The 21699-nt window shown below is 68.5% G+C and carries 18 protein-coding genes; 15 read left to right on the forward strand and 3 right to left on the reverse strand.

All coding sequences use genetic code 11. The features are described 5' to 3' along the window. Nucleotides 1-63 precede the first annotated feature (63 nt). The 3 genes from ELEN_RS07125 to ELEN_RS07135 all read left to right on the forward strand — a co-directional run bounded on the left by ELEN_RS07125 (nucleotide 64) and on the right by ELEN_RS07135 (nucleotide 2589). Nucleotides 64-594, forward strand: coding sequence for a GNAT family N-acetyltransferase (locus ELEN_RS07125; RefSeq protein ID WP_009609126.1), 531 nt, complete (start codon nucleotides 64-66; stop codon nucleotides 592-594). A gap of 157 nt (nucleotides 595-751) precedes the next feature. Continuing rightward, nucleotides 752-1636 (forward strand): alcohol dehydrogenase, encoded by an 885-nt coding sequence (locus ELEN_RS07130; protein ID WP_015760552.1) that lies wholly within the window; start codon nucleotides 752-754, stop codon nucleotides 1634-1636. Further along, nucleotides 1633-2589 carry a DUF1848 domain-containing protein gene (locus tag ELEN_RS07135; RefSeq protein ID WP_009609145.1) on the forward strand — a complete coding sequence of 319 codons (957 nt, stop codon included), beginning with the start codon at nucleotides 1633-1635 and terminating at the stop codon, nucleotides 2587-2589. The genes ELEN_RS07130 and ELEN_RS07135 overlap by 4 nt, the downstream gene beginning before the upstream one ends. Nucleotides 2590-2603: 14 nt before the next feature. Here the strand turns inward: ELEN_RS07135 and ELEN_RS07140 are convergent, their stop codons facing one another. Further along, nucleotides 2604-3308: a cysteine peptidase family C39 domain-containing protein gene (locus tag ELEN_RS07140; RefSeq protein ID WP_009609131.1), complete on the reverse strand. Its 705-nt coding sequence runs from the start codon at nucleotides 3306-3308 to the stop codon at nucleotides 2604-2606. A 321-nt stretch (nucleotides 3309-3629) separates the two neighbouring features. Here ELEN_RS07140 and ELEN_RS07145 point away from each other — a divergent pair, with 321 nt between their 5' ends. The 3 genes from ELEN_RS07145 to ELEN_RS07155 all read left to right on the forward strand — a co-directional run bounded on the left by ELEN_RS07145 (nucleotide 3630) and on the right by ELEN_RS07155 (nucleotide 7153). Beyond that, nucleotides 3630-5033, forward strand: a complete 1404-nt coding sequence (locus ELEN_RS07145) for an NAD(P)/FAD-dependent oxidoreductase (RefSeq protein ID WP_009304426.1) — start codon at nucleotides 3630-3632, stop codon at nucleotides 5031-5033. Nucleotides 5034-5211: 178 nt separating this feature from the next. Then, nucleotides 5212-5478, forward strand: coding sequence for a twin-arginine translocase TatA/TatE family subunit (locus ELEN_RS07150; RefSeq protein WP_009609125.1), 267 nt, complete (start codon nucleotides 5212-5214; stop codon nucleotides 5476-5478). A 178-nt stretch (nucleotides 5479-5656) separates the two neighbouring features. Continuing rightward, a complete protein-coding gene (locus tag ELEN_RS07155) occupies nucleotides 5657-7153 on the forward strand; it encodes a helix-turn-helix transcriptional regulator (RefSeq protein ID WP_009304424.1) in 1497 nt (498 codons plus the stop codon). A gap of 105 nt (nucleotides 7154-7258) precedes the next feature. Here the strand turns inward: ELEN_RS07155 and ELEN_RS07160 are convergent, their stop codons facing one another. After that, nucleotides 7259-8422 (reverse strand): helix-turn-helix domain-containing protein, encoded by a 1164-nt coding sequence (locus tag ELEN_RS07160; RefSeq protein ID WP_009304423.1) that lies wholly within the window; start codon nucleotides 8420-8422, stop codon nucleotides 7259-7261. 41 nt (nucleotides 8423-8463) lie between these two features. Between ELEN_RS07160 and ELEN_RS07165 the strand changes: the two genes are divergently transcribed. The 8 genes from ELEN_RS07165 (at nucleotide 8464) to cydC (ending at nucleotide 20096) form a co-directional block, all read left to right on the forward strand. Further along, nucleotides 8464-9297 carry an energy-coupling factor transporter transmembrane component T family protein gene (locus tag ELEN_RS07165; protein WP_015760553.1) on the forward strand — a complete coding sequence of 278 codons (834 nt, stop codon included), beginning with the start codon at nucleotides 8464-8466 and terminating at the stop codon, nucleotides 9295-9297. Then, complete coding sequence (locus ELEN_RS07170) at nucleotides 9294-10844, forward strand: ABC transporter ATP-binding protein (RefSeq protein ID WP_015760554.1); 1551 nt, start codon at nucleotides 9294-9296, stop codon at nucleotides 10842-10844. Before ELEN_RS07165 ends, ELEN_RS07170 begins: the two co-directional genes overlap by 4 nt. Before the next feature lie 49 nt (nucleotides 10845-10893). Continuing rightward, the gene (locus ELEN_RS07175) at nucleotides 10894-11523 is read left to right on the forward strand and encodes an MptD family putative ECF transporter S component (protein WP_009304421.1); all 630 of its coding nucleotides are present in this window, start codon (nucleotides 10894-10896) and stop codon (nucleotides 11521-11523) included. Between the two features lie 176 nt (nucleotides 11524-11699). After that, nucleotides 11700-13529 (forward strand): ABC transporter ATP-binding protein, encoded by a 1830-nt coding sequence (locus tag ELEN_RS07180; protein ID WP_009608548.1) that lies wholly within the window; start codon nucleotides 11700-11702, stop codon nucleotides 13527-13529. Further along, nucleotides 13519-15258: an ABC transporter ATP-binding protein gene (locus ELEN_RS07185; protein WP_015760555.1), complete on the forward strand. Its 1740-nt coding sequence runs from the start codon at nucleotides 13519-13521 to the stop codon at nucleotides 15256-15258. The genes ELEN_RS07180 and ELEN_RS07185 overlap by 11 nt, the downstream gene beginning before the upstream one ends. Nucleotides 15259-15419: 161 nt before the next feature. After that, the gene (gene murB / locus ELEN_RS07190; RefSeq protein WP_009304418.1) at nucleotides 15420-16337 is read left to right on the forward strand and encodes a UDP-N-acetylmuramate dehydrogenase; all 918 of its coding nucleotides are present in this window, start codon (nucleotides 15420-15422) and stop codon (nucleotides 16335-16337) included. Nucleotides 16338-16563: 226 nt separating this feature from the next. Beyond that, on the forward strand, nucleotides 16564-18309 hold the full coding sequence (cydD, locus tag ELEN_RS07195) for a thiol reductant ABC exporter subunit CydD (RefSeq protein ID WP_015760556.1): 1746 nt from the start codon (nucleotides 16564-16566) through the stop codon (nucleotides 18307-18309). After that, nucleotides 18306-20096: a thiol reductant ABC exporter subunit CydC gene (gene cydC / locus ELEN_RS07200; protein WP_009304416.1), complete on the forward strand. Its 1791-nt coding sequence runs from the start codon at nucleotides 18306-18308 to the stop codon at nucleotides 20094-20096. Before cydD ends, cydC begins: the two co-directional genes overlap by 4 nt. Here the strand turns inward: cydC and ELEN_RS16160 are convergent. Further along, nucleotides 20093-20245 carry a hypothetical protein gene (locus ELEN_RS16160; protein WP_226843984.1) on the reverse strand — a complete coding sequence of 51 codons (153 nt, stop codon included), beginning with the start codon at nucleotides 20243-20245 and terminating at the stop codon, nucleotides 20093-20095. The genes cydC and ELEN_RS16160 overlap by 4 nt on opposite strands. 373 nt (nucleotides 20246-20618) lie before the next feature. On the opposite strand from ELEN_RS16160, the gene ELEN_RS07205 reads away from it, so the two are divergent. Continuing rightward, complete coding sequence (locus tag ELEN_RS07205; protein ID WP_009304413.1) at nucleotides 20619-21677, forward strand: nucleoid-associated protein; 1059 nt, start codon at nucleotides 20619-20621, stop codon at nucleotides 21675-21677. Nucleotides 21678-21699: the final 22 nt, after the last annotated feature.

The raw sequence follows: 21699 nt of genomic DNA on the forward strand, positions 1-21699 counted from the left end.
GCTTCGCCGCTCCAACCCAACCTCTGTTAAGCGAACGTATCCAAAGAAGAAAGAGAACCTCCTGTGCAATTTCGCAGAACCTGCGCATGCGACATCGATCGCATCATGAGCATCCTCGCCGACGGCCGCGCCTCGCTCGCAGCGCTCGGCATCGACCAATGGCAGGGCGGCTACCCGCATCGCGCCGTCATCGAGGACGATACAGCTCGCGGCGACTCCTACGTGGTGGAGGCCGACGACCGCATCGTTGCCACCGCTATGATCGGCTTCTCGGGCGAGCGCGACTACGATCGCATCGAAGAGGGCTCGTGGCTCACTTCCTGCACGTCCGAGCGTCCGTGCTACGGCGTGGTGCACCGAGTGGCCGTGGCTTCCGACGGGAAGAATCGCGGCGCCGCGACGTTTCTGCTGGCTCGCGCCGAAGAGCTGGCGCGCGCGAACGGAAGCGCCAGCGTCCGCATCGACACGCACCCCGGAAACGCGCCTATGAGGAAGCTGCTGGCGAAAGCCGGCTATGAGCAGTGCGGCATCATCTACATCGCCCATGCCGAAGGGGGGACGCCCGAGCGCATCGCTTACGAGCGGCTCGTGTAGCCAGGCGAGCTTCTTCCGAGATTCTGGCGACCGGAAAGGGGCGTCGTTGTCGGGAACGCGCCGTTCGGGCGCGGTGCCGTTCAGCTTCCTGTCGAAATTCTGTCGCTCGCGCGCTTTGGCGGACGCCCGCTCGCCACAGGGTATAATACGGAGCACTATGTCGGTCAAATCGCGCGAGAAAATAGCATTGGCGGTGTTCGCCGCCCTCATCGTGCTGAGCCTTCTGGGCTTAGGATGGTACCTGGTCGCCGGGCATTCCTGGAATGTTGCCGCGTCGAACATCGACGACACGTTCGGCAGTATGGACGGCTATACCGCCATCGTGTACGAGGGTACCGCCGTGCCGCAGACGGCAGCCGAGAAGGCGGCGGAAGCGGCGAAGGAGGAAAAGGCCGCGAAGGGGGCTGCTGGTTCGGCTTCTTCGGACGAGAAGAGGTCGCACGAGCTCGATCCTGCCGCCGATGACGACGAAGGGAAGCCATCCGAGCGCGAGGAATCCGGACGGGAAGCGGACGAGCGGGAGCTTCCCGAAAAGGATGCTGCTTCGTCGGCGGTCGAAACGGAACCGGATGCGAGCGCGGCGGCGGGAGCGCGCTCGAACGGGACGAGCGCGAAGTCCAAGCCGACCGTGACGGTGGCGGAGGCTCAGAAAAGCTACGAGGACAAGAAGGCCACCGTGTTCTCCTTGGACACGACCGATCTCGGGCAGTACGGCGAAGGCATCATCCTCAAGAAGGGCGGTCATCGCTTCGGCGTGTTCAGCGTGACCGCCCCCACCACGGTGCGCGCCATCGATAAGCAGGTTGCGTACTTCGTCAAGTACAAGGTGGACTTCATCGTGGCCATAACGCCCGACAAAGCCTACGTCGACGACGCCTCCGGCATCGACATCGTGATCTCGACTCAAGACGAGGACCTGTTCGTGATGGGCGAAACCATCGACGGCACCTTCTACGTGGACGCTCCCGAGGCGGGCAAGGTCGGCACCATCCTCATATCCCCCAGCAACGTTGTGTCGGCGAAGGTCATCGAAGAGCTGTGATCGTCAGCGCATCGAGACGAACCGACATCCCGCGGTTTCATTTCGACTGGCTGCTCGGACGGTTCGAAGAGGGCTTCGCGCTCGTGCGCAACCCGGCGGTGCGCACTCGGGTGAGCCGTGTGATCCTGTCTCCGGACACGGTGGATTGCGTCGCGTTCTGGACGAAGGATCCTTCCGTGCTGCTCGCGCGCAAAACCGAGCTGGATCGCGTCTGCCCATCGCCCTATTTCGTGCAGTTCACGCTCAACGCCTACGGTGCCGACGTGGAGGCGGGCCTGCCCCGCAAGGCGCGGCTGCTGGAAACGTTCCGCTCGCTTGCGGACGCTCTGGGGCCCGATCGCGTGGTGTGGCGCTACAGCCCTATCCTGTTGGGAGGCGCCTACGACATCGCGCACCATATGCAGTGGTTCGAGGCGTTCGCGGCGCGGTTGGAAGGCAGCACGCGCACCTGCCGCATCAGCTTCCTCGACATGTATCCGAAGATTGCCGGTCGCATGGCGGCGCTCGGGTTCGTCGGAGTGCCGGAAGAGGCGAAGGCCGCGCTTGCGCTGCGGCTGGCCGAACTGGGCGCCGCGCACGGCATCGAGGTGGGCGGTTGCGGTGACGGGGCGCTCGACGATGCGGGGCTGGCTCGAGCAGGGTGCATCGATGCCGCTGTCGTGGAGCGCGTTGCAGGCGTACGGGCAAAACGCGCTCCGGGCGGCGCTCGGAGGGGAGCCTGCCGTTGCTCGCCGAGCGTGGACATCGGCACGTACGACACGTGCGCGAACGGCTGCGTGTACTGCTACGCCAATCCGGGGACGTCGGCCGCGCCGTGCGGGGCGGCCGATCCCTGGCGCTTGCGGCGCTACGATCCGGCTTCGCCGATGCTCTGCGACGAGCTGACTCCCGACGATACAGTGGAGGAATGCGCCTCGGCCAAGCTGCCCGAAGCGCCGCCTCGCCTGTTCTGAGGATGGGTGCGGCGTTAGCGGAGGTCGCTCACGTGCTCGCAGGCGTCGCCGTAGGGCGCGTACCGATAGGATGCCGTGACCTCCAGGCCGTTCGCCGGATCGAGCGCGATGAAGTTGTCGAGCGAGAGCGCGTCGGGATCCTCCACGCCCTGGTAGCCCATGAGGCAGATCCAGTGCTCGCCGTAAGGGCCTGCCACGTGGACGACCGTGGGCCGTCCGGCCGCGATCTCGTCGTAGGCCTCGCGCAGCAAAGCCTCGTCGGAGCCGAGCGAGCGGAACGACGAATTGCCGCCGCCCCAGCCGGGCCACGTGCAGCAGCCGCAGCCGTACGCGCCGTGGTCGTTGGCCTGGCCGGTGAGGATCGCGTCGCCGTAGGCGCACGCATAGGCGGGGCAGCAGATGGTGTGGCCGCCCGTCGACTGGTTGCCGATGGCGGCGATGAGGGCGGGGTCGTAGTCGAGGCGCTTGTCGCGCTGTTCGGCGGCCTGCTCGGCTGCTCGCTGCGCCGCGAGAGCGCGCACCTGCTCGAGGTCGGCGACGGCTTCTTCGGCGGCAGCGCCCGGCAGCGTTACGGCTGCGGAGAGGACGGCGGGCCGGACGAGGGGGATCGCGGGAGCTTTTTCGACGGCGAACGCAGCTTGCGAGGGTGCGATGCACGCGATGCCGAGGGAGACCGCCGCGCCGAACGCAAGCGCGCGACGGGAGGGGTGCGATACCATTGAGGCATCCTTCCTGCGTCCGCGTCGGGTTCGTTGGCGTGGTATGGTTGCGGGCGCGAAGAGGAATGGTAACAAAACGGCAACGTCGCAGTTCGCGACCGTATGAATGTCCGGCGAACCGTCACACGAGGTTCAAGAATCCTTCACAGGAACTTGGCGGGCAGACCGCGTTCCGCGTCGGAGCTCCTCATGCGAAGCATCCGCTCCGATCGGCTGTTCCTCTCCCGTCGCCGGATCCCGGACGAGCCTACGGCAGGAGGGGTACAATGATGCAGAACACGAATCGCGCCGTCGGAACGGCGCGGGAACAGGAGCGTGCTTATGCGAACCATCGACACCGACGTGGTCATCGTGGGGGCGGGCCCCGCCGGTATTTTCTGCGCGCTCTCCCTTTTGGAGCGGGGCTTCACGGGGCGCATCGTCATGGTGGACAAAGGCTTGGCGGTGGAGGATCGCGTATGCCCGAAGCAGGCGGGCGCGCCATGCGCGAACTGCGAACCCTGCCGTATCACGACGGGGTTCTCGGGCGCGGGAGCGTTCTCGGACGGAAAGCTGTCGCTGTCGGCCGACGTAGGCGGCGACCTGCCCGACCTCATCGGGCGTGATGAGGCGCAGGACGCCATCGGGGAAGTGGACGGCGTGTACCTGGGCTTCGGCGCCGACGTGCGCGTGGAGGGCGCAGAACGCAAACCGGAGGTGGACGAGATCCGCCGCCGCGCTATCAAAGCGGGTCTCAAGTTGGTAGATTGCCCGCTGCGCCATCTCGGCACCGAGCGCGCCCGCGATCTGTACGCGCGTATCGAGCGCCACCTGCGCGAGGCGGGCGTAGACCTGCTCTTCCGCACGGAATGCACCCAGGTGCTCATCGAGGGAGAGCGGTGCCGAGGCGTGGCCGTCGCCGGCCCGGACGGCGCGTGCGAGATCCGCGCTCGGCGTACCGTGGTGGCCACGGGCCGGCGCGGCGCCGACTGGCTCGAGCGCATGTGCCGCGAGCATGCGATAGCGCACGCACCCGGTCCTGTGGACATCGGCGTGCGCGTGGAAGTGCGAAACGAGGTTATGGAGACGGTGAACGACGTGCTGTACGAGAGCAAGCTCATCGGTTATCCGCGCCCGTTCAAGAACAAGGTGCGGACGTTCTGCCAGAACCCCGGCGGCTTCGTCAGCCAGGAGAACTATGACGGCGGTCTCGCCGTGGTGAACGGCCATTCCTACAAGGAGCGCAAGTCGCCGAACACGAACCTCGCCATCCTGTGCTCGCAGAATTTCTCGCACCCCTTCGACCAGCCCATCGCCTATGCCCAGAAGGTGGGCGAGCTCACGAACATGTTGGGCGACGGACGCATCCTCGTGCAGCGCTTGGGTGATATCTTCGACGGCAAGCGCACGTGGGAGAAGGAGCTCGTGCGCTCGAACGTGGCACCCACGCTGGACGATGCGGTGGCGGGCGACATCACGGCGGCCATGCCGTACCGCGCCATGACCAACATCCTCAATTTCATGCTGGCCGTCGACGAGGTGGTGCCGGGGTTCGCAGCGCAGGAGACGCTTCTGTACTCTCCCGAGCTCAAGTTCTACAGCAACCGCGTCAAGATGGACGAACGCTTCCTGACGAGCGTATGCGACCTTATGTGCCTCGGCGATTCCAGCGGATGGACGCGCGGGCTCATGATGGCCAGCGTCATGGGCTGGCTAGCAGGGCGTGTCGTGGCAGAGGAGCTGTGAACAGGCAGGACGCATCCCGTACGCCGTTTGCATGACATGGATTCGCGCTTCTATGCGCATAAAATCATGCGTCTGCACGATAGGCGCGCCGCCCGTTCTGGGGCATGATGTGCCTCGTTGAAACCGGCGGCGGCTCACAGGCGAGACGCGCGCCACCGATACGCTATAGGAGGCGCACATGAAAATCTTAGGCATGGGGGTACCCGAGCTCCTTATCATCCTCGCCGTCATACTGCTCATCTTCGGCCCCAAGAACCTCCCGAAGCTCGGCGCGTCGGTGGGCAAGACCGTGAAGAGCCTGCGCGAAGGCCTCGGCGGCGGTGAGAAGCTGGTGGAAGCCGACGACGAGGAAGAGGCGGTTGAGGAAATCGTGGAGGAAGCTGCTCCCGCTGCCGCCCCCAAGAAGACCGTCAAGGTGGCCAAGAAGGCCGACAAGGTCGCATAAACCAACCTATCCTTCCCTTACCGAGGCGCGAACCCTCCCTCCCTCGCGCCCAGCAACCGCCCGCGGCATCCGTGCCGTGGGCGGTTGCGCATTTTGAGGAGGGCGGGCGGCAGGCGCGAAGCGACACGGCATCTCCGTTATGATGGAGCTGTAAGGCCTGACGGAGAAAGGGGAGCACGTGCATCTCGGCTTGCGCGCCGATAAGGAAGGCAGAACGGCGGCCTTGCGGGTGATCGGCGGTTTCGCCTGCAACGAGGGGTTCGTGTTCTCGTTGTTCTACCTTGGAGAGAACCGCGCGTTCGGGGACGGCCCGTTCGCCTTCGAGCGCGCCGACCTATGGGGCACGCTCGCGTGCATGCTGATCGCGTTCGCGCTGCTGCGGATGGCTTCGCCGCGTGCGCGCGATGCGCTGCTGTCTCGGCCGCTCGTGTGGTGCTACGCCGGGCTGCTGGTGCTGGGCTCGCTCATGCCCGCCATCGCCGGAGGGGGCGACCACGGCATCGTGCTGGAGAGCTTGCTCGTCGGCCTGCCGGCGGGTTTCATGTTGGCCGCATGGGGCCGGGCGCTCGGGCGCCGGCCGGTGGGCGATTCGGTGCCGCAGGTGTTCTTGTCCGCGGCCGTCGCGGCAGGCGTCTGCCTGCTCGCGGTCGCGATCGCCGCGCCCCAGGCGGCGTTCGCCCTCAAGCTGCTTCCGCTGGGAAGCGCTTTCGCGCTGCGCGGGCTGCTGCCGACGCGCGCCGCCGCAAGCGAGGGGACGTCCCAGGGAGGCTCCTTGTCCTTCGGCGACCTCTTGGCGACGAAGGAGCAGCGTGACGAGACGGCGCGGCTTTCGAAGAAGATCATCGCCGGTACCGTGTTGTTCGGCCTGGCCGCAGGCTTCATGGAGACGTTCGGCTCCGATCCCGGCATGGCTTCCACGCCCACGGTGCTGGCCAGCTTGCTGCTGCTCGTGCTGTTCTGCATCGCATCGCTGCAGCTTCTGGGCGTGAGCCTCGGCAAGGCAGGGGATCCGGCGGGCAAGACGGGCGGCGCCGTGGACGGGCCGCTCGACGGGGTGTACCGGTTGGCCGTTCTGGTGATGATGGCGGGTTTTCTGTTCGTGCCCGTGTTGGGCTCGTTCGGCGTTCCGGGCGAGGCCATCGTGCTGGCGGGCTATCTGGGGCTCACCTTCGTGCTGGTGTCGCTGTTCCTCGTCATGGCGAAGATCACGGGGCAGGATGCCGCCGTTTCGTTCGCGCGCGGGTTCGCCGCGCTGTACGCGGGCGAGCTGGCGGGCATCGCCTGCGGCAACGGCATCGAGCTTTTGGAGCCGGCCGGGCAGGTGCCCTACGCCGTCGCCGCGTTCGCGGGCCTGGCCGCGTTGTACGCGTACCTCTTCCTGTTCACCGAGCGGGATTTCCGCGCCCTGTCGGTCATCGTGCGCGATGCCGACCGCTTCGACGACGCATGCCGTCTCATCGCCTCGGAGCACGGGTTGTCGAAGCGCGAAGCCGAGATCCTTCCGTTGGCGCTCAAGGGGCGCACGGGGGAGCGCATCGCCGCGGAGTTCTTCATCTCGAAGAGCACGGTGGACACGCACCTGCGGCGCATCTACGTCAAGACGGGAACGCACGGCCGCCAGGAGCTCATCGATTTGGGCGAGCGGACGTCGCAGGATCTGGCACGACGCGGCTGAGGAGGGCGCCGGCGTGATGGGAAAGCGCGTGAAACGTGCAGGGTACCCGATGCCGCGCGCTGATCGGCACATGTGCGAAGAGAGACAGCGTGCGAGGGCCGGGCGCTAGCGGGCGCTCCTGCGGGCGGCCCGCAGCGCGCGGAACTCCTGCGGGGTGGCGCCGAAGCGCTCCTTGAAGGCCTCCGAGAAGCTGCCCTGGCGCGCGAAGCCCAGCCGGGCGGCGATCTCGGCCATGCTGAGGTCGGTGTCGCCCAGGAGCTCGCAGGCGCGCTCCATGCGCAGGGTGCGCGCGTACTCCTGCGGCGTCATGCCCTCGGCCTGCTTGAACAGCCTCGTCAGCTTGCTCGCGCTCATGCAGGCGATGCGGCACAGCTCGCTTGAGGGCACGGCGCGGTCCAGGTGCTCGCGGATGTGGGCCCGCGTCAGGTTGAGCGCGCTGCGGTCGGCCGCGCGGATGGCGCTCGCCGCCCCGCGCGCGTTGGCCAGCGACCAGTCCAGCAGCATCGCCGCGGCCTCGGTGACCTTCGCCTCGTAGTAGGCCGGCGCGGTGATGGACGAGGGCCGCGCCCGCTTCATCTCGTCGAACACCATGTTGAGGCCGGGCACATCCTGCATGCCGTCGAGCGAGGCGATGGCGCGGGAGAGCACGAGCGGGTCGCAGTGGCACGCCAGGCTCAGGCGCTGCAGGCCCTTCGGCAGCATGCAGATGCTCGTCACGTCGAGGCGCTCGTCGGCCTTCGTCACCTGCCCGTAGGGCTGCGACTTCCACGCGTAGCCCAGCAGCGTCCGGTCGGCGGGGTCGTCGGTGATGCCGAAGTAGGGCACCATGTTGCGGCCGTACGACCCGAAGCAGAACAGGTCGGGCGTCTGGCAGGTGAAGCCTACCTCCCGGTTGAACTGCAGGTCGAAGATCGCCACGGACAGGTCGTCGCCCAGCGGGTAGTACCAGTAGGTTCCCTGGCCGTAGCGCTCGTCGATCTCCCAGAGCATGCCCACGCGCCCGCGCTCGGCGGCCTCCACGCGCACGCCGTGCATGGAGGCGATCTGCGTCTCGTAGATGTCGTGGACGGTGAACGGGCCGTTCGACCCCAAGCCGTCCGCCAGCGAGGTGCGTTGCGCCAGGTAGGCCGCCCGCGAGCGCGCCGCGGGGTCGCCCCCGACGCCGATCAGGTTCGACTCGACGAGGGCGCGCGAGCCCGATCCCGCCGCCGCGCACCTCATTTCGGCGTCATCGTCTAGAATTTCGGCTGAATCATCGCGATCGCTCATTGCACGCCGCTCCTTTTCGTTGCATCGCTAGATTATTAGTCATGGCTAACTTCAAGGATATACCAGACTTCGCGCCCTCCGCAACCCTTTGGTCCGCCGAGGGCGCCGCTGCGGGCGCCCCGGCAGCCTCGGCAGCCCCGGCCTGCGCGGCGGCGAGCGCGCGGCGGGCGGGCGCGCGCCGCCGGCTCGACCCGCGCACGTCGCTCGCCGTCCTGCTCATGCTGAACCTCATCGCGTTCGCGCCGACGAAGCCGTGGACCGAGGTGGCGGCCGTGGCGCTGTGCGCCGCGACGATGATCTGGTGCGGCCGCGCGTCGGCGGCGCTGCGCTGGCTGGCGGCCTACGCGGCCGTCTTCGGGGCCAGCATGGCCGTCGCCGCCTTTCCGAACGAGGTGACCGCGTCGTTCGCCGCGATGATCGTCGTGTTCCGCCGCGTGTTCTGCGTGGGGATGTTCGCGTCGAACATGATCGCCACCACGCGCGTGGGCGAGATGGCCTCGGCGCTGCAGCGCGCGCACGTGCCGCGCGGCGGCGTGGTGGCGCTGTGCGTGGCGCTCAGGTTCTTCCCCACGATGGGCAAGGAGTTCTCGTCGGTGGCCGAGGCCATGAAGGTGCGCGGCATGGCGCTGTCGCCCGCGACGGTGCTGCGGCATCCGGCGCTGACGGCGGAGAACCTCATGGTGCCCGTGATGAGCCGGCTGGCCATCGTGGCCGACGAGCTGTCGAACGCGGCCATCGTGCGCGGCATCGACTCCGCGGCGGCGCGCACGTCCTACTACGAGCTGCGCTTCGGGCCGGCGGACGCCCTGTTCGCCGCCCTGTTCGGCGCCGTGGTCGCGTGCGTGGCGCTCATCAAGCTGGGGGTGATCGCGTGAGCGCGCAGGCCGACGCGGCGCTTTCGTTCGACCGGGCGGGCTTCACCTACGCCGGCGCCCGCGAGCCCGCCCTCGCCGACGTGTCCCTGAGCGTGCCCGCAGGGCAGTGCGTGGTGCTCACCGGCGGCTCCGGCTGCGGCAAGACCACGCTCACGCGCCTGGCGAACGGGCTGATCCCCGTCTCCTACGACGGGGAGCTCGCGGGGTCGGTGCGCATCGCCGGCAAGGACGCGGGGTCGTGGGAGATGGACGCGCTGTGCCGGCGCGTGGGCTCGGTGTTCCAGAACCCCCGCAGCCAGTTCTTCAACCTGGACACCACCTCGGAGGTGGCGTTCGGCTGCGAGAACCTCGGGCTCTCGCGCGCCGAGATGCACCGGCGCGTGGACGGCGCCTTCGCCCTGCTGGGCATCGAGCACCTGCGCGACCGCGACATCCGCGCGCTCTCGGGCGGCCAGCGCCAGATGGTGGCCATCGCCTCGGTGTGCGCGATGGGCCCCGACGTCTTCGTGCTGGACGAGCCCACGGCGTCGCTCGACGTGGGCGCCATGCTCCAGCTGGCCGAGGCGGTCGCGCGGCTCAAGGCCGCGGGCAAGACCGTGCTCGTGGCCGAGCACCGGCTGTGGTGGCTCGCGGGCATCGCCGACCGGGTGGTGGTGATGCGGGGCGGGCGCGTCGTGCGCGACGCGGACGCCGCCGCCTTCGCGCGGATCGGCGAGGACGAGCGCGCGCGGCTGGGCCTGCGCGCCTGGGACCTGGCGCGCGTGTCGCCGGCGCGCCGCGGCGACGGCTCCGCCGCGTCGGGCGCGCGCGCCGCCGACGAGGCCCCCGCGCTCGACGCGGCCGGCCTCGAGGCGGGCTACGGCCGCGACGCGCCCGTGCTGCGCGGGGCGGGCCTGCGGCTGGACGCCGGGACGGTGACGGCGCTCGTGGGCAGGAACGGCGCGGGCAAGACCACGCTGTCGCGCTGCCTGGTGGGGCTGCACCGGGAGCGCGCGGGCAGCGTCCGCTTCCGCGGCGAGGAGCCGCGCCGCCGCGACCGGCCCGAGCACGCCTACCTCGTGATGCAGGAGACCGGCTACCAGCTGTTCAGCGACACCGTGCGCGGCGAGCTGCTGGGCGCGCTCACGCACGGCGGGCTGCGGCCCGCGCCCGACGGGGCGGACGGGCAGGCGGACCGCGCGCTCGCGCGCTTCGGCCTCGAGGACATCGCCGAGCGCCACCCGCTCTCGCTCTCGGGAGGGCAGCGCCAGCGGCTGGCCATCGCCGTCGGCATCCTGCAGGGCGCCCGCGTGCTCGTGCTCGACGAGCCCACGAGCGGGCTCGACTTCGGCACCATGGGGCGCGTGGCCGACGAGGTGCGCCGGGCGCGCGACGCGGGAGCGTGCATCGTCGTGGTCACCCACGACTACGAGTTCGTCTGCGCCGCCTGCGACCAGGTGGCCGTGCTCGAGGACGGCGTCGTGTCCGACGTGCTGCCCGTGCGCGGCGAGGCCCTCGGGCGCATCCGGCGCGCGATCGGCATCGACGGGCGGGCGCGCCCGCTCTGACCGAATCTGACCGAAGGCATCGACCATTTCAAGAGAAGGAGATACGCTTATGGCAACGACGACGGTTGCCGCCTCTTCGGGCGGCGCGAACGCGAAGGGCAAGCTGGTGGGGAAGGACTACATCACGCTGGCCATCTTCGGGGTGCTCCTGTTCCTCGTGTTCATGGTGTTCGCGATGGTGCTGGGCATGAACGCGAACCTGTTCTGGTTCACGCACGCGTGCGGCTCGCTCATCGGCGGCATCGTGTGGATGTACGTGGCCGCGAAGGTGCCCAAGCGCGGCGCGTTCGCCATCATGTCCGCGATCGTCGCGGTGGTGGCGCTGCTGCTGGGCATGCTGTGGACCGGCCCGGTGGGCATCGTGGCGGGCGGCCTGCTGGCCGAGCTCGTGGCGGGGGCCGGCAGCAAGCGCACCACGCTGCGCTGCCTGGCGGCGTTCGCGGTGTGGACGCTGTGCTTCTGGGTGGGCCAGGAGTCGATGATCTTCCTAGCGGGCGACGCCTACGTGCAGATCGTGGTCGATTCCGGCATGAGCGCCGAGTACGGCCAGGGGCTCGTCGACTTCATCCACGGCCCGCTCGCGCTGGTGGCGCTGGCCGCGACCGCGGTGTGCCCCTTCGTGGGCGGCTGGATCGGCTCGAAGCTGTTCAAGAAGCACTTCGCCAAGATCTCGGCCTGAGCGCCGCGCCCTTCGGCCGACGAGGCGCCGAACGAACGGCTCCCTTTCGGGGGAGCCGTTCTCTTTTTCGGCGGCATCGTCCAATCGGCATCGACGTGCAGCGGATTTCGGCGGGATCGCTATTATGTTCTCTTAGGCTAACAATAAGCACGTTACGGCAAGGAAAGGAACGAATCGTGTCAAGACCGCAGAATCCCATCGTGCGGCTGCTGGAGTTCGCCGGGCCCCACAAGCGCTTGACCATCGCGGGCTGCGCGCTCTCGGCGCTCAACGCCGTGCTGGCCATCGCGATGCTCGTGTGCGTGTGGTTCGTCGTGCGCGACCTCGTGGCCGTCGCCCCGGCGTGGGGCGAGGCGCGGCAGGCCCCGGTGTACGGCGCCTGGGCGCTGGCCTTCGCGCTCGCGGGCCTCGTCGTGTACTTCGCCGCGCTCATGTGCACGCACCTCGCCGCGTTCCGCACGGCGACGAACATGCGCAAGGCGGCGCTCGAGCACCTCGCGAAGGTGCCGCTCGGCTACTTCTCCGTCCGCTCCACCGGCGAGCTGCGCCGCGTCATCGAAGGGTCCACGGGGCTCACCGAGGGCGTGCTGGCGCACCGCATCCCCGATTTCGTGGGCGCGCTGGTCACGCCTGTGGCCTACCTCGTCGTCATGTTCGTGTTCGACTGGGTCATGGGCCTCGTGTGCCTCATCCCCGTGCTCGCCTCCGCCTTCTGCATGTTCCTCATGATGGGCGGCGGCCTGGGCGGCAAGGACGGCGAGGGCAACTCCAACGCCATGCAGTTCATGGTGAACTACCAGAACGCGCTCGACAAGATGAACAAGGCCGCCGTGGAGTACGTGCGCGGCATCCCCGTGGTGAAGGTGTTCCAGCAGACCGTCCACTCGTTCAGGGCGTTCCGGGAGTCCATCGTGGCCTACTGCGACTTCGCCACCGCCTACGTGAAGCTGTGCGAGGGCCCGCAGGTGGCGCAGCTCGTGGCCATCAACGCGACGTTCTTCGTGCTCGTGCCGGCGGGCATCCTGCTGGCGGGCGCGGCGGGCGACTTCGGCGCGTTCCTCACGAACTTCCTGTTCTACGTCATCTTCTCGGCGCTCACCACCATGATGATGAGCAAGATCATGTACTCGTCGCAGGCGGTGACCGAGGCGCAGGACGCGGTGAGCCGCATCGACGGCATCCTGTCGGCGCCGCTCATGGCCGAGGTGGACCCGGCCCGGGCCGAGGCGCCCGCCGACGACGCCATCGACTTCGACCACGTCACGTTCTCCTATCCGGGCGCCGACGCGCCCGCGCTCGAGGACGTCGTGCTGCACGTGCCCTCGGGCGCCACGGTGGCGCTCGTGGGGCCCTCGGGCGGCGGCAAGACCACCGCGGCCTCGCTCGTGCCGCGCTTCTGGGACGCGAGCGCGGGGCGGGTGCTCGTGGGCGGCGTCGACGTGCGGTCCATCCCGCAGGCCGAGCTCATGGAGCGCGTGGCCTTCGTGTTCCAGAACGACAAGCTGTTCAAGCAGAGCCTGCTGGACAACATCCGCGCCGCGCGGCCGGAGGCGACGCGCGAGGAGGTGGAGGCGGCCGCGCACGCGGCGCAGTGCGACGACATCGTGGCGAAGCTGCCGCAGGGGCTCGACACCGTGGTGGGCGCCCGCGGCGTGTACCTCTCGGGCGGCGAGTGCCAGCGCATCGCGCTCGCGCGCGCCATCCTGAAGGACGCGCCCATCGTGGTGCTCGACGAGGCCACGGCCTTCGCCGACCCCGAGAACGAGGCGCTCATCCAGCGCGCGCTGGGGGTGCTGTGCGCGGGCAAGACCGTGCTCATGATCGCGCACCGGCTGTCCACCGTGGCCGGCGCCGACGCCATCTACGTGCTGGACGGCGGCCGCCTCGCGGAGCAGGGGACCCACGCCGAGCTGGTGGAGGCGGGCGGCTTGTACGCGCGCATGTGGGCTGACTATCGAACCTCGGCGCAATGGCGCATCGGAAAGGAGGGCGGCTATGCTGCGTGATTCCCTGGGCCTCACCGACGTGGGCGCGAAGAACTTCAGGCGCGGCGTGTTCTTCTGCACGCTGGCGAACCTCGTGCTCATGGCCCCGATCGGCATCCTGTTCCTGCTGGTGAGCGACTTCATGGACCACCTCGTGGCGGGGGCCCCGCTGCCCGCGCTGGCGCCGTACCTCGCGGGGTGCGTCGGCATCCTCGCGCTCATGGTCCTCACCCAGTGGGCCGAGTACGCGAACACGTACCACAAGGTGTACGAGGAGAGCGCCCGCAAGCGCACCGACCTGGCCGAGCACCTGCGCCGGCTGCCGCTGTCGTTCTTCGGGCGGCGCGACCTGTCCGACCTCACGAACGCCATCATGAAGGACTGCTCCGACCAGGAGCGCATGTTCATGCACGTCATGCCGCAGCTGTTCGGCACGGGCCTGTCCACGGCCATCGTCATCGTCGGCATCTTCTTCTACGACTGGCGTCTGGCGCTCGCGGCGTTCTGGGTGGTGCCCGCGGCGCTGCTCGTGATGGCGCTCACCGGGAAGCACCAGCAGCGCAAGGCGCAGGCGATGGAGGACGCGCGCCTCGAGGTGGCCGACGGCGTGCAGGAGTTCCTGGAGTGCGCGCAGGAGATCCGCGCCACGAACCGCTCGGCGGCGCATCTGGACGCGCTCGCGGCCAAGCTCGACGCGTTCGAGCGCAGGCAGGTGGCGTCCGAGCTGACCACCGGCGTGTTCGTCACCTCGGCGCAGGCGTTCCTCAAGCTGGGCATCGGCACCACCGTCTTCGTGGGCGCGACGCTGCTCGTGTCCGGGCAGACGGACTTCATGACCTACTTCGCCTTCCTGCTCGTGGTCACGCGCGTGTACGATCCGGTGAACCTCATCCTGCAGTCCATCGGCGAGCTGCTGAGCATGCGGCTGTCCATCAGGCGCACGCAGGAGCTGGCCGCCGAGAAGCCCATGGAGGGCTCCACCGACTTCGCGCCGCGAGGCCACGACGTGGTGTTCGAGGACGTGTCGTTCTCGTACGGCGACGGCGAGCAGGTGCTGAGGGACGTGTCGTTCACCGCCCGCGAGGGCGAGGTGACGGCGCTCGTGGGCCCGTCCGGGTCGGGCAAGTCCACGGTGGCGAAGCTGGCGGCGCGCTTCTGGGACGCCGACGCGGGGTCGGTGCGCGTGGGCGGCGTGAACGTGGCCGACGTGGACCCCGAGACGCTGCTGGCCGACTACGCCGAGGTGTTCCAGGACGTGGTGCTGTTCGACGACACGGTGATGGGCAACATCCGCCTGGGGCGGGTCGGCGCAACCGACGAGGAGGTGCTGGCGGCGGCGCGGGCGGCGATGTGCGACGAGTTCGTGAGCCGCATGCCGCAGGGCTACGACACGATGATCGGCGAGAACGGCGGGCGGCTGTCGGGAGGGGAGCGGCAGCGCATCTCCATCGCGCGCGCCATCCTGAAGGACGCGCCGGTGGTGCTGCTCGACGAGGCCACGGCCTCGCTCGACGTGGAGAACGAGACGCAGGTGCAGCAGGCGCTGTCCAGGCTGCTGGCCGGCAAGACCGTGCTGGTCATCGCGCACCGCATGCGTACCGTGGCCAACGCCGACAAGATCGTGGTACTCAAAGAGGGCCGCGTCGCCGAGCAGGGCGCGCCCGCCGAGCTCATGGCGCGCGAGGGAGGGCTGTACCGGCGCATGGTGGAGCTGCAGACCGAAGCTTCGGGGTGGTCGCTGGCTTCCTGACGCCTCGCTTCTTTCCTTCGGCGATGGCGCTCGGCATGCCGTCGCGCCGGGAAACCGTCGGGATGAGGCGCGCGCGACAGGGCTGCATGCGCCGTTATGCGTTACCATGGTGCGAGGCGCATAGCGCGGCTTGGAGCCGCGCCGAGGAAAGGATGTAGACAGTGGATCGCGTGTTGCTGAAAGGCGCGCTGGCCGAGCTGTTCGACGAAGGGGCGGCTCGCTTCGACGCTTCGATGGCGGAGCTCACGACGTTTCGTATCGGAGGTCCGGCCGACGTTCTCGTGGAGCCTCGCACGGCGGGCGAGGCGCGTGTCGTATTGGAGGCATGTCGCCGCCTGGGCGTTGCGGTGCGTGTGATGGGGCTTGGCAGCGACGTGCTGGTGGCGGACGAAGGGCTTCGTTGCGTCGTCGTGCGCATCGCCGAGAGCTTGTCGCAGGTGGAGGTTGACGGCGAGCGGATGCATGTGGAGGCGGGCGCGTCGAACGCCGACGTGGCGCGGCGCGCATGCGAGGAGGGGCTTGCGGGATACGAGTTCGCCTGCGGCATCCCGGGCACCGTGGGCGGCGCGGCCATCATGAACGCGGGCGCCTACGGAGGCGAGTTCAAGGACGTGGCCGAATCGGTGCGCTGCCTCACGCCGGAGGGCGAGCTGGTGGACGTGGACGCCGAGCGGGCGCAGTGGTCGTATCGGCATTCGATGATGGGCGAGGCCGGTTTCGTGGTGCTGGGAGCGACGCTGCGCCTGGCTCCCGACGACCCGCGCGCCATCCGGGAGCGCATGGACGACCTCGCGCGCCGGCGCGCCGAGAAGCAACCGCTCGAGCTGCCCAGCGCCGGAAGCACCTTCAAGCGCCCTGCCGGGTTCTTCGTCGGGCAGCTGGTGCAGGAGGCGGGGTTGCGAGGGTACCGCGTGGGCGGTGCCCAAGTGTCCGAGAAGCACACCGGTTTCGTGGTGAACGCGGGCGACGCCACGGCGGCCGACGTGCGCCGCCTCATCGCCGATGTGCAGGAGCGCGTGCGGGCGAGCGCCGGCGTGGATCTCGAGCCCGAGGTGCGCATGTGGGGCTTCGAGGAATAAGCTCGTCCCCAATATCTTGCGACAAAGGAACAAATGTTTCACGTGAAACATTTGTTCGCGCACGAAGATGACGGGAGGCGGCAACCGCTCGCTTAGGTAACGGGCGGGCGTGCGCTTGCTTGGTCGATATAGAGGGCGAGCGCTCCTTTAGGTGAACTGCCCTTTCCTATGAATCACGGAAATGTTACTATTGCTATAGCATAAGTGGACGCAAGGGGGCGTGCGTATGATCGATCGGGCTTTGTTCGCGCTGGAGGGCATCCGCGGCGCGCTGGCGGCGCTGGTGGCCCTTGCCGTGGCCCGGGCGCTGCTCGTGGTGGGGCAGGCATGGTCGTTGGCAAGCGCCATCGTGCATCTATGGGAAGGCGCGCCGCTGCCCGACCAGGCTCCGCTCATCGTCCTGTTCTTCCTCTGCTTCGTAGGCGGCCAGCTGGTGCGCTACGCGCAGGACTCCTATCTCGACCGCTACGCCTACGCACGCATCGACGCACTGCGCCGCGAGCTTCTGCAGGCGGTGTTCGGCCAGGGTGCGCGCATCGTGCAAGCTCAGGGCACCGGCAGCGTCACTGCGATGGTGTTGGAGGGCATCGACCAGGTGGAGACGTACCTGCGCCTCATCCTGCCGAAGATCGTGTGCGTGGTCGTGGTGCCGCTCATCGTGCTTTTGTGCGTGTTCCCGGTGGATTGGGTGTCGGGTTCCATCATGCTGGTCATGTACCCGGTCATCGTGTTCTACATGGGGCTGATCGGCGCGACAGCGAAGGCGGCCGCGTCGCTGCAGCACGAGGAGTACCAGCGGCTGTCGAATCACTTCATCGACTCGATGCGCGGCATCGATACGCTCAAGCTGTTCGGCCGCGGCAAGCGCCACGGCGAGCGCATCTTCGAGGTGAGCGAGCGCTTCCGCGAGGCAACGGTTAAGACGCTGCGCATCGCCACGTTGTCGGGCTCCGTGCTCGACCTCATCTCCACGCTGTCGCTGGCGGCCGTGGCCATCATGTTGGGATTCCGCCTCGTGGACGGTTCGATCGCCTTCTTCCCTGCGCTGTTCGTGCTGGTGCTGGTGCCGGAGTACTTCAAGCCCATCCGCGAGTTCGCCAGCGACTACCACGCCTCGCTCGACGGCAAGAACGCGCTGGCCTCCATTCAGGGCATCATCGCGTCGGCGGAGGAGGGCGCGTCGGACGTTGCAGGCGACGAGGCCGCCGCGCTGCACGACGTTCCCGTCTGGAGCGAAGATTCGACGCTCGAGCTGGACGGCGTGCGCTTCTCGTATCCCGAGCACGAGGCGCTTTCGGACGTGTCCTTCGCCGTGCGCGGTTTCGCGCGCGTCGGCGTCATCGGGGCCAGCGGCTCGGGCAAGAGCACGCTCGTGAACCTGTTGGGCGGCTTCGCGGCTCCCAGCGCGGGCACGGTGCGCGCCGCAGGGCGGCAGCTGGCAGACCTGCGCGAGCCTTCGTGGCAGCGCCAGGTGCTCTACATCCCGCAGGACCCGTACCTGTTCCACGCCACGCTGCGCGACAACATCGTGTTCTACCGCCCCGATGCCGACGACGATGAGGTTGCGCGCGCGGTGGAGGTCGTGGGGCTGGGCGATCTCGTGGCCGAGCTGCCGGACGGGCTGGACACGCTGGTGGGCGAGGGCGCCCGCGCGCTGTCGGGCGGCCAGGCGCAGCGCATCGCGCTGGCCCGCGCGCTTCTGGACGACTCGCGGCGCATCCTGCTGTTCGACGAACCCACGGCGCACCTCGACATCGAGACCGAGTTGGAGCTGAAGGAGCGCATGCTGCCGCTCATGGAAGGCCGTCTCGTGGTGTTCGCCACGCACCGGCTGCATTGGGTGCACGACATGGACGCCGTGCTGGTGATGGAGGACGGGCGCGTGGCCGAGTTCGGCGCGCCGAAGGAGCTTGCCGCGCGCGACGGCGCGTACGCGCGCTTGGCGTCGCGGTTGGAAGGAGGCGCGCTATGAGCAGGGAAGGCGAAGCCGTGCAGGGCGCCGTGCCGCGCGAGGAGGGGTTCGCGAGCGTGCTGCGCCGCGACGCCTGGGTGAAGCCGTTCTTCTTCCGTTACCGCAAGGCGTTGGCGTTGGCGCTTTTCCTGGGGCTGCTGACGTTCGGGTTCGCCTCGGCGCTGATGTTTACCTCAGGCTACCTGGTCAGCGCTTCGGCGGTGGTTGAGACCATCCTCTTTCTGCACCTGCCGCTCATCTTCGTGCGCATCTTCGGCGTGGGCAAGCCCATCCTGCAGTACCTCGAGCGCTTGACCAGCCACGACTGGGTGCTGCGCATGACCAGCGGATTGCGGTTGAAGCTGTACCGCGCGCTGGAGCGCGACGCCGTGTTCTTCCGCGCCACGCACCGCACGGGCGACGTGCTGGGCCTTCTGGCCGAGGATATCGGGCACATTCAGAACCTGTACCTGCGCACCGTGTTCCCCACGGTGACGGCATGGCTGCTGTTCGTCGTGCTGGTGGCATGCCTGGGCTGGTTCTCGCTCTGGCTCGCGCTGGCGATGCTGCTGGTGCTGGGCACGGCGGTGTTCCTCGTGCCGCTGGTGTCGGTGCTGGCGAACGCCGCGCGCCAGGCGCGCCACAAGCAGATGAAGAACGAGCTGTACGCCGAGCTGGCCGACAACGTGCTGGGTGTGTCCGACTGGGTGTTCGCCGGGCGCGGCGAGGAGTACCTCACGCGCCATAAGGAGCGCGAGCTGCGGATGCGCGACGTGCAGGAGCGCATGGAGCGCTTCGGTCGGCGCCGCGACGTGGTGCTGCAGGCGCTGTTCGGCATCTGCGCCGTGCTGCTGCTGGTGTGGGCGGGCGGGCGCTTCGGCGGGGAAGGGGGCGACGCGGCCAACTGGATCGCCGCGTTCGTGCTGGGCTTCTTCCCGCTCATCGACGCGTTCGCGCCCTTGTCGTCGGCGGCGGTGGAGGCCGGCGCCTACCGCGATTCCATCGCGCGTTTGAACGACCTGCCGACCCCCGGCGAGGAGAAGCCGTCCGCGCGCGTGCCCGAGGCGCCGTTCGACGTGCGGGTTGACCGGGCGGAGTACCGCTATCCCGGCACGTCGCGTGACGTGCTGCGCGGCCTGAGCCTGACGGTGCCGCAGGGCCAGCGCGTGGCCGTGCTGGGCCGCAGCGGCGCGGGCAAGAGCACGCTGGCGTCCCTCGTGCGCGGCGACATACGACCCGATGCGGGCGGCGTGACGCTGGGCGGCTCGCCCACGGCCGACCTCGGCGACGAGGCGGCGAAGTGGATCGGGGTCATCCAGCAGCGCACCTACCTGTTCAACATGACGCTGCGCGACAACCTGCGCATCGGGCGCGAGGACGCGACCGACGACGAGGTATGGGACGCGCTGGGCAGGGTGGGGCTGCGGTCGATGGCCGAGCGGCTGCCGAACGGCCTGGACACGCTGGTGGACGAGGCCGGCCTGCGCTTCTCGGGCGGCGAGCGCCACCGCGTCGCGCTCGCGCGCGTGCTGCTGCAGGACGTGCCCGTGGTCATCCTGGACGAGCCCACGGTAGGCCTCGATCCTATCACCGAGCGCGCGCTGCTGGACGACCTGTTCGAGGCGCTGGCGGGCAAGACGGTGATCATGATCACCCACCATCTGGCCGGCGTGGACGCCATGGACCGCGTCGTGTTCGTGGAGGACGGCCGCATCGCGCTCGACGGCGCGCCGGACGAGCTCGCGCGCACGAGCGAGCGCTACCGACGTCTGCTGGCCTTCGACCGCGGGCAGGCGGCGGGCCGCTAGCCGCGGGCGCGCAGAAGGGCGGTTGCGTCCTCGGGCGCGAGCGCGCACACGGTGGATCTCCTGAGCAGGCCTTTGTCGCGCGTTACGATGTAGTCGGCCTTCGCGCGTTCGGCGCTTGGCAGGGCGCTCGCATTCTCGGGCTCTTGCATTGAAAACGGGGTTTTTCTCCCATGTCCTCGACTTGTGCGCACCTTCGTCACGTCGGATTGCCCGTTTGGGACGTGTTCGGCCCGTTTCTCTTCTCGAAACCGCAGGTCAGTAGTTAGACATGGGAAATTTATACGTGCGAGTCGGCTGGAAGCGTGCGCATAAGTCGGGGACATGGTGATTTTCGAGCATATTCGATGCTGAAAGGGCGCATAAGTTGGGAACTTGGAAGCCTCTGTTCGATCGAGCGCCCGTTTGCGGGGCGGGAAGGGATGGCGTCTGGGGATTCTCCGTTCTTCGCGCCGCCGGGCTCCGGCTTCCGGTATCCTGAACGTTCGCGACAATTCCGGATTACGAGAGCAGCGGAGAGGCTTCATGAAGATCAACCACGCGATCCTGCACGTTTTCGACTTCGTCTCGTGCGTCAACGTGTACGCCCAGGAGGAGCTCGATCTTTCGAGCAAGAACGCCAAGCGCTACGTGACGAGCCACGCGAAGAAGGCGCTCGGCAACATCGACAGCAAGCGCGGCGAGTTCGCCGAGAACAGCATGTTCGCCGAGGAGCTGCGCTGCTACTTCCGCGGTCAGCGCGAGTTCGTCGACCTGTCCGTCCAGGTGGCCGAGTTCATCGCCGGCGAGCTGGGGCGCATGGAGAAGACCGAGTCGGCCGACCTTCTGGTGATGGACTTCGAGGACGATCCCGACAACACGGTGCGGGAGATGACCGACGACGAGGCCGAGGCGGCGTATCGCGGCGAGGGCAAGCGCTACTTCGCGTTCATGCTGCTGGAGGCCAAGCAGGCCTACATGCACGAGGTGGGCTACGGCGAGAGCGGCGCGCAGCGCGTGGACATCGCGCGCCATCACGCCATCCTGCCGAACCCGTCGCAGAAGGTGGCGTCGTTCGCGGTGATCGAGTCGAAGACGCTGTCGGTGTCGTTTTGCGACAAGGAGCGCGCCATCGCGGGCGAGAACCGCTGGCTCATCCCCGACGGCCTGCTGCAATGCTCGATGGAGGCGTCCAGCAAAGAGGTGTTCGACGCCGTGACGCGCATCGTCGAGGAGGTTGCCGAGGAGTACGGCGCCAACGCGGCTGTGGCGGTGTCGAAGGCGAAGGCCTACGTGGCCGAGAACGCCGACGAGTCCGACGAGCTTGCCCCGTGGGACCTGGGCGAGGAGGTGTTCGAGGACGAGCCGCTGCAGAAGCGCTTCGAGCAGGCGCTTGCCGACGAGGCGCTGCCCGAGCGCGTGGTCGTGGAGAAGAACGTGGCCAAGCGCGTGGCGAAGAGCCACAAGATCCGCACCGACACGGGCATCGACATCACGTTCCCGGCCGAGTACGGCGAGAACCCCGACTTCATCGAGTTCGTCAGCGGCCCGAACGGCCTCATCAACATCGAGCTCAAGAACATCGGCCACATCGAGAACCGCTAGAGGTCCCGCGGTCCCATCCTGC

This window comes from Eggerthella lenta DSM 2243 (genome assembly GCF_000024265.1).
In the GTDB taxonomy this organism is placed as follows: domain Bacteria; phylum Actinomycetota; class Coriobacteriia; order Coriobacteriales; family Eggerthellaceae; genus Eggerthella; species Eggerthella lenta.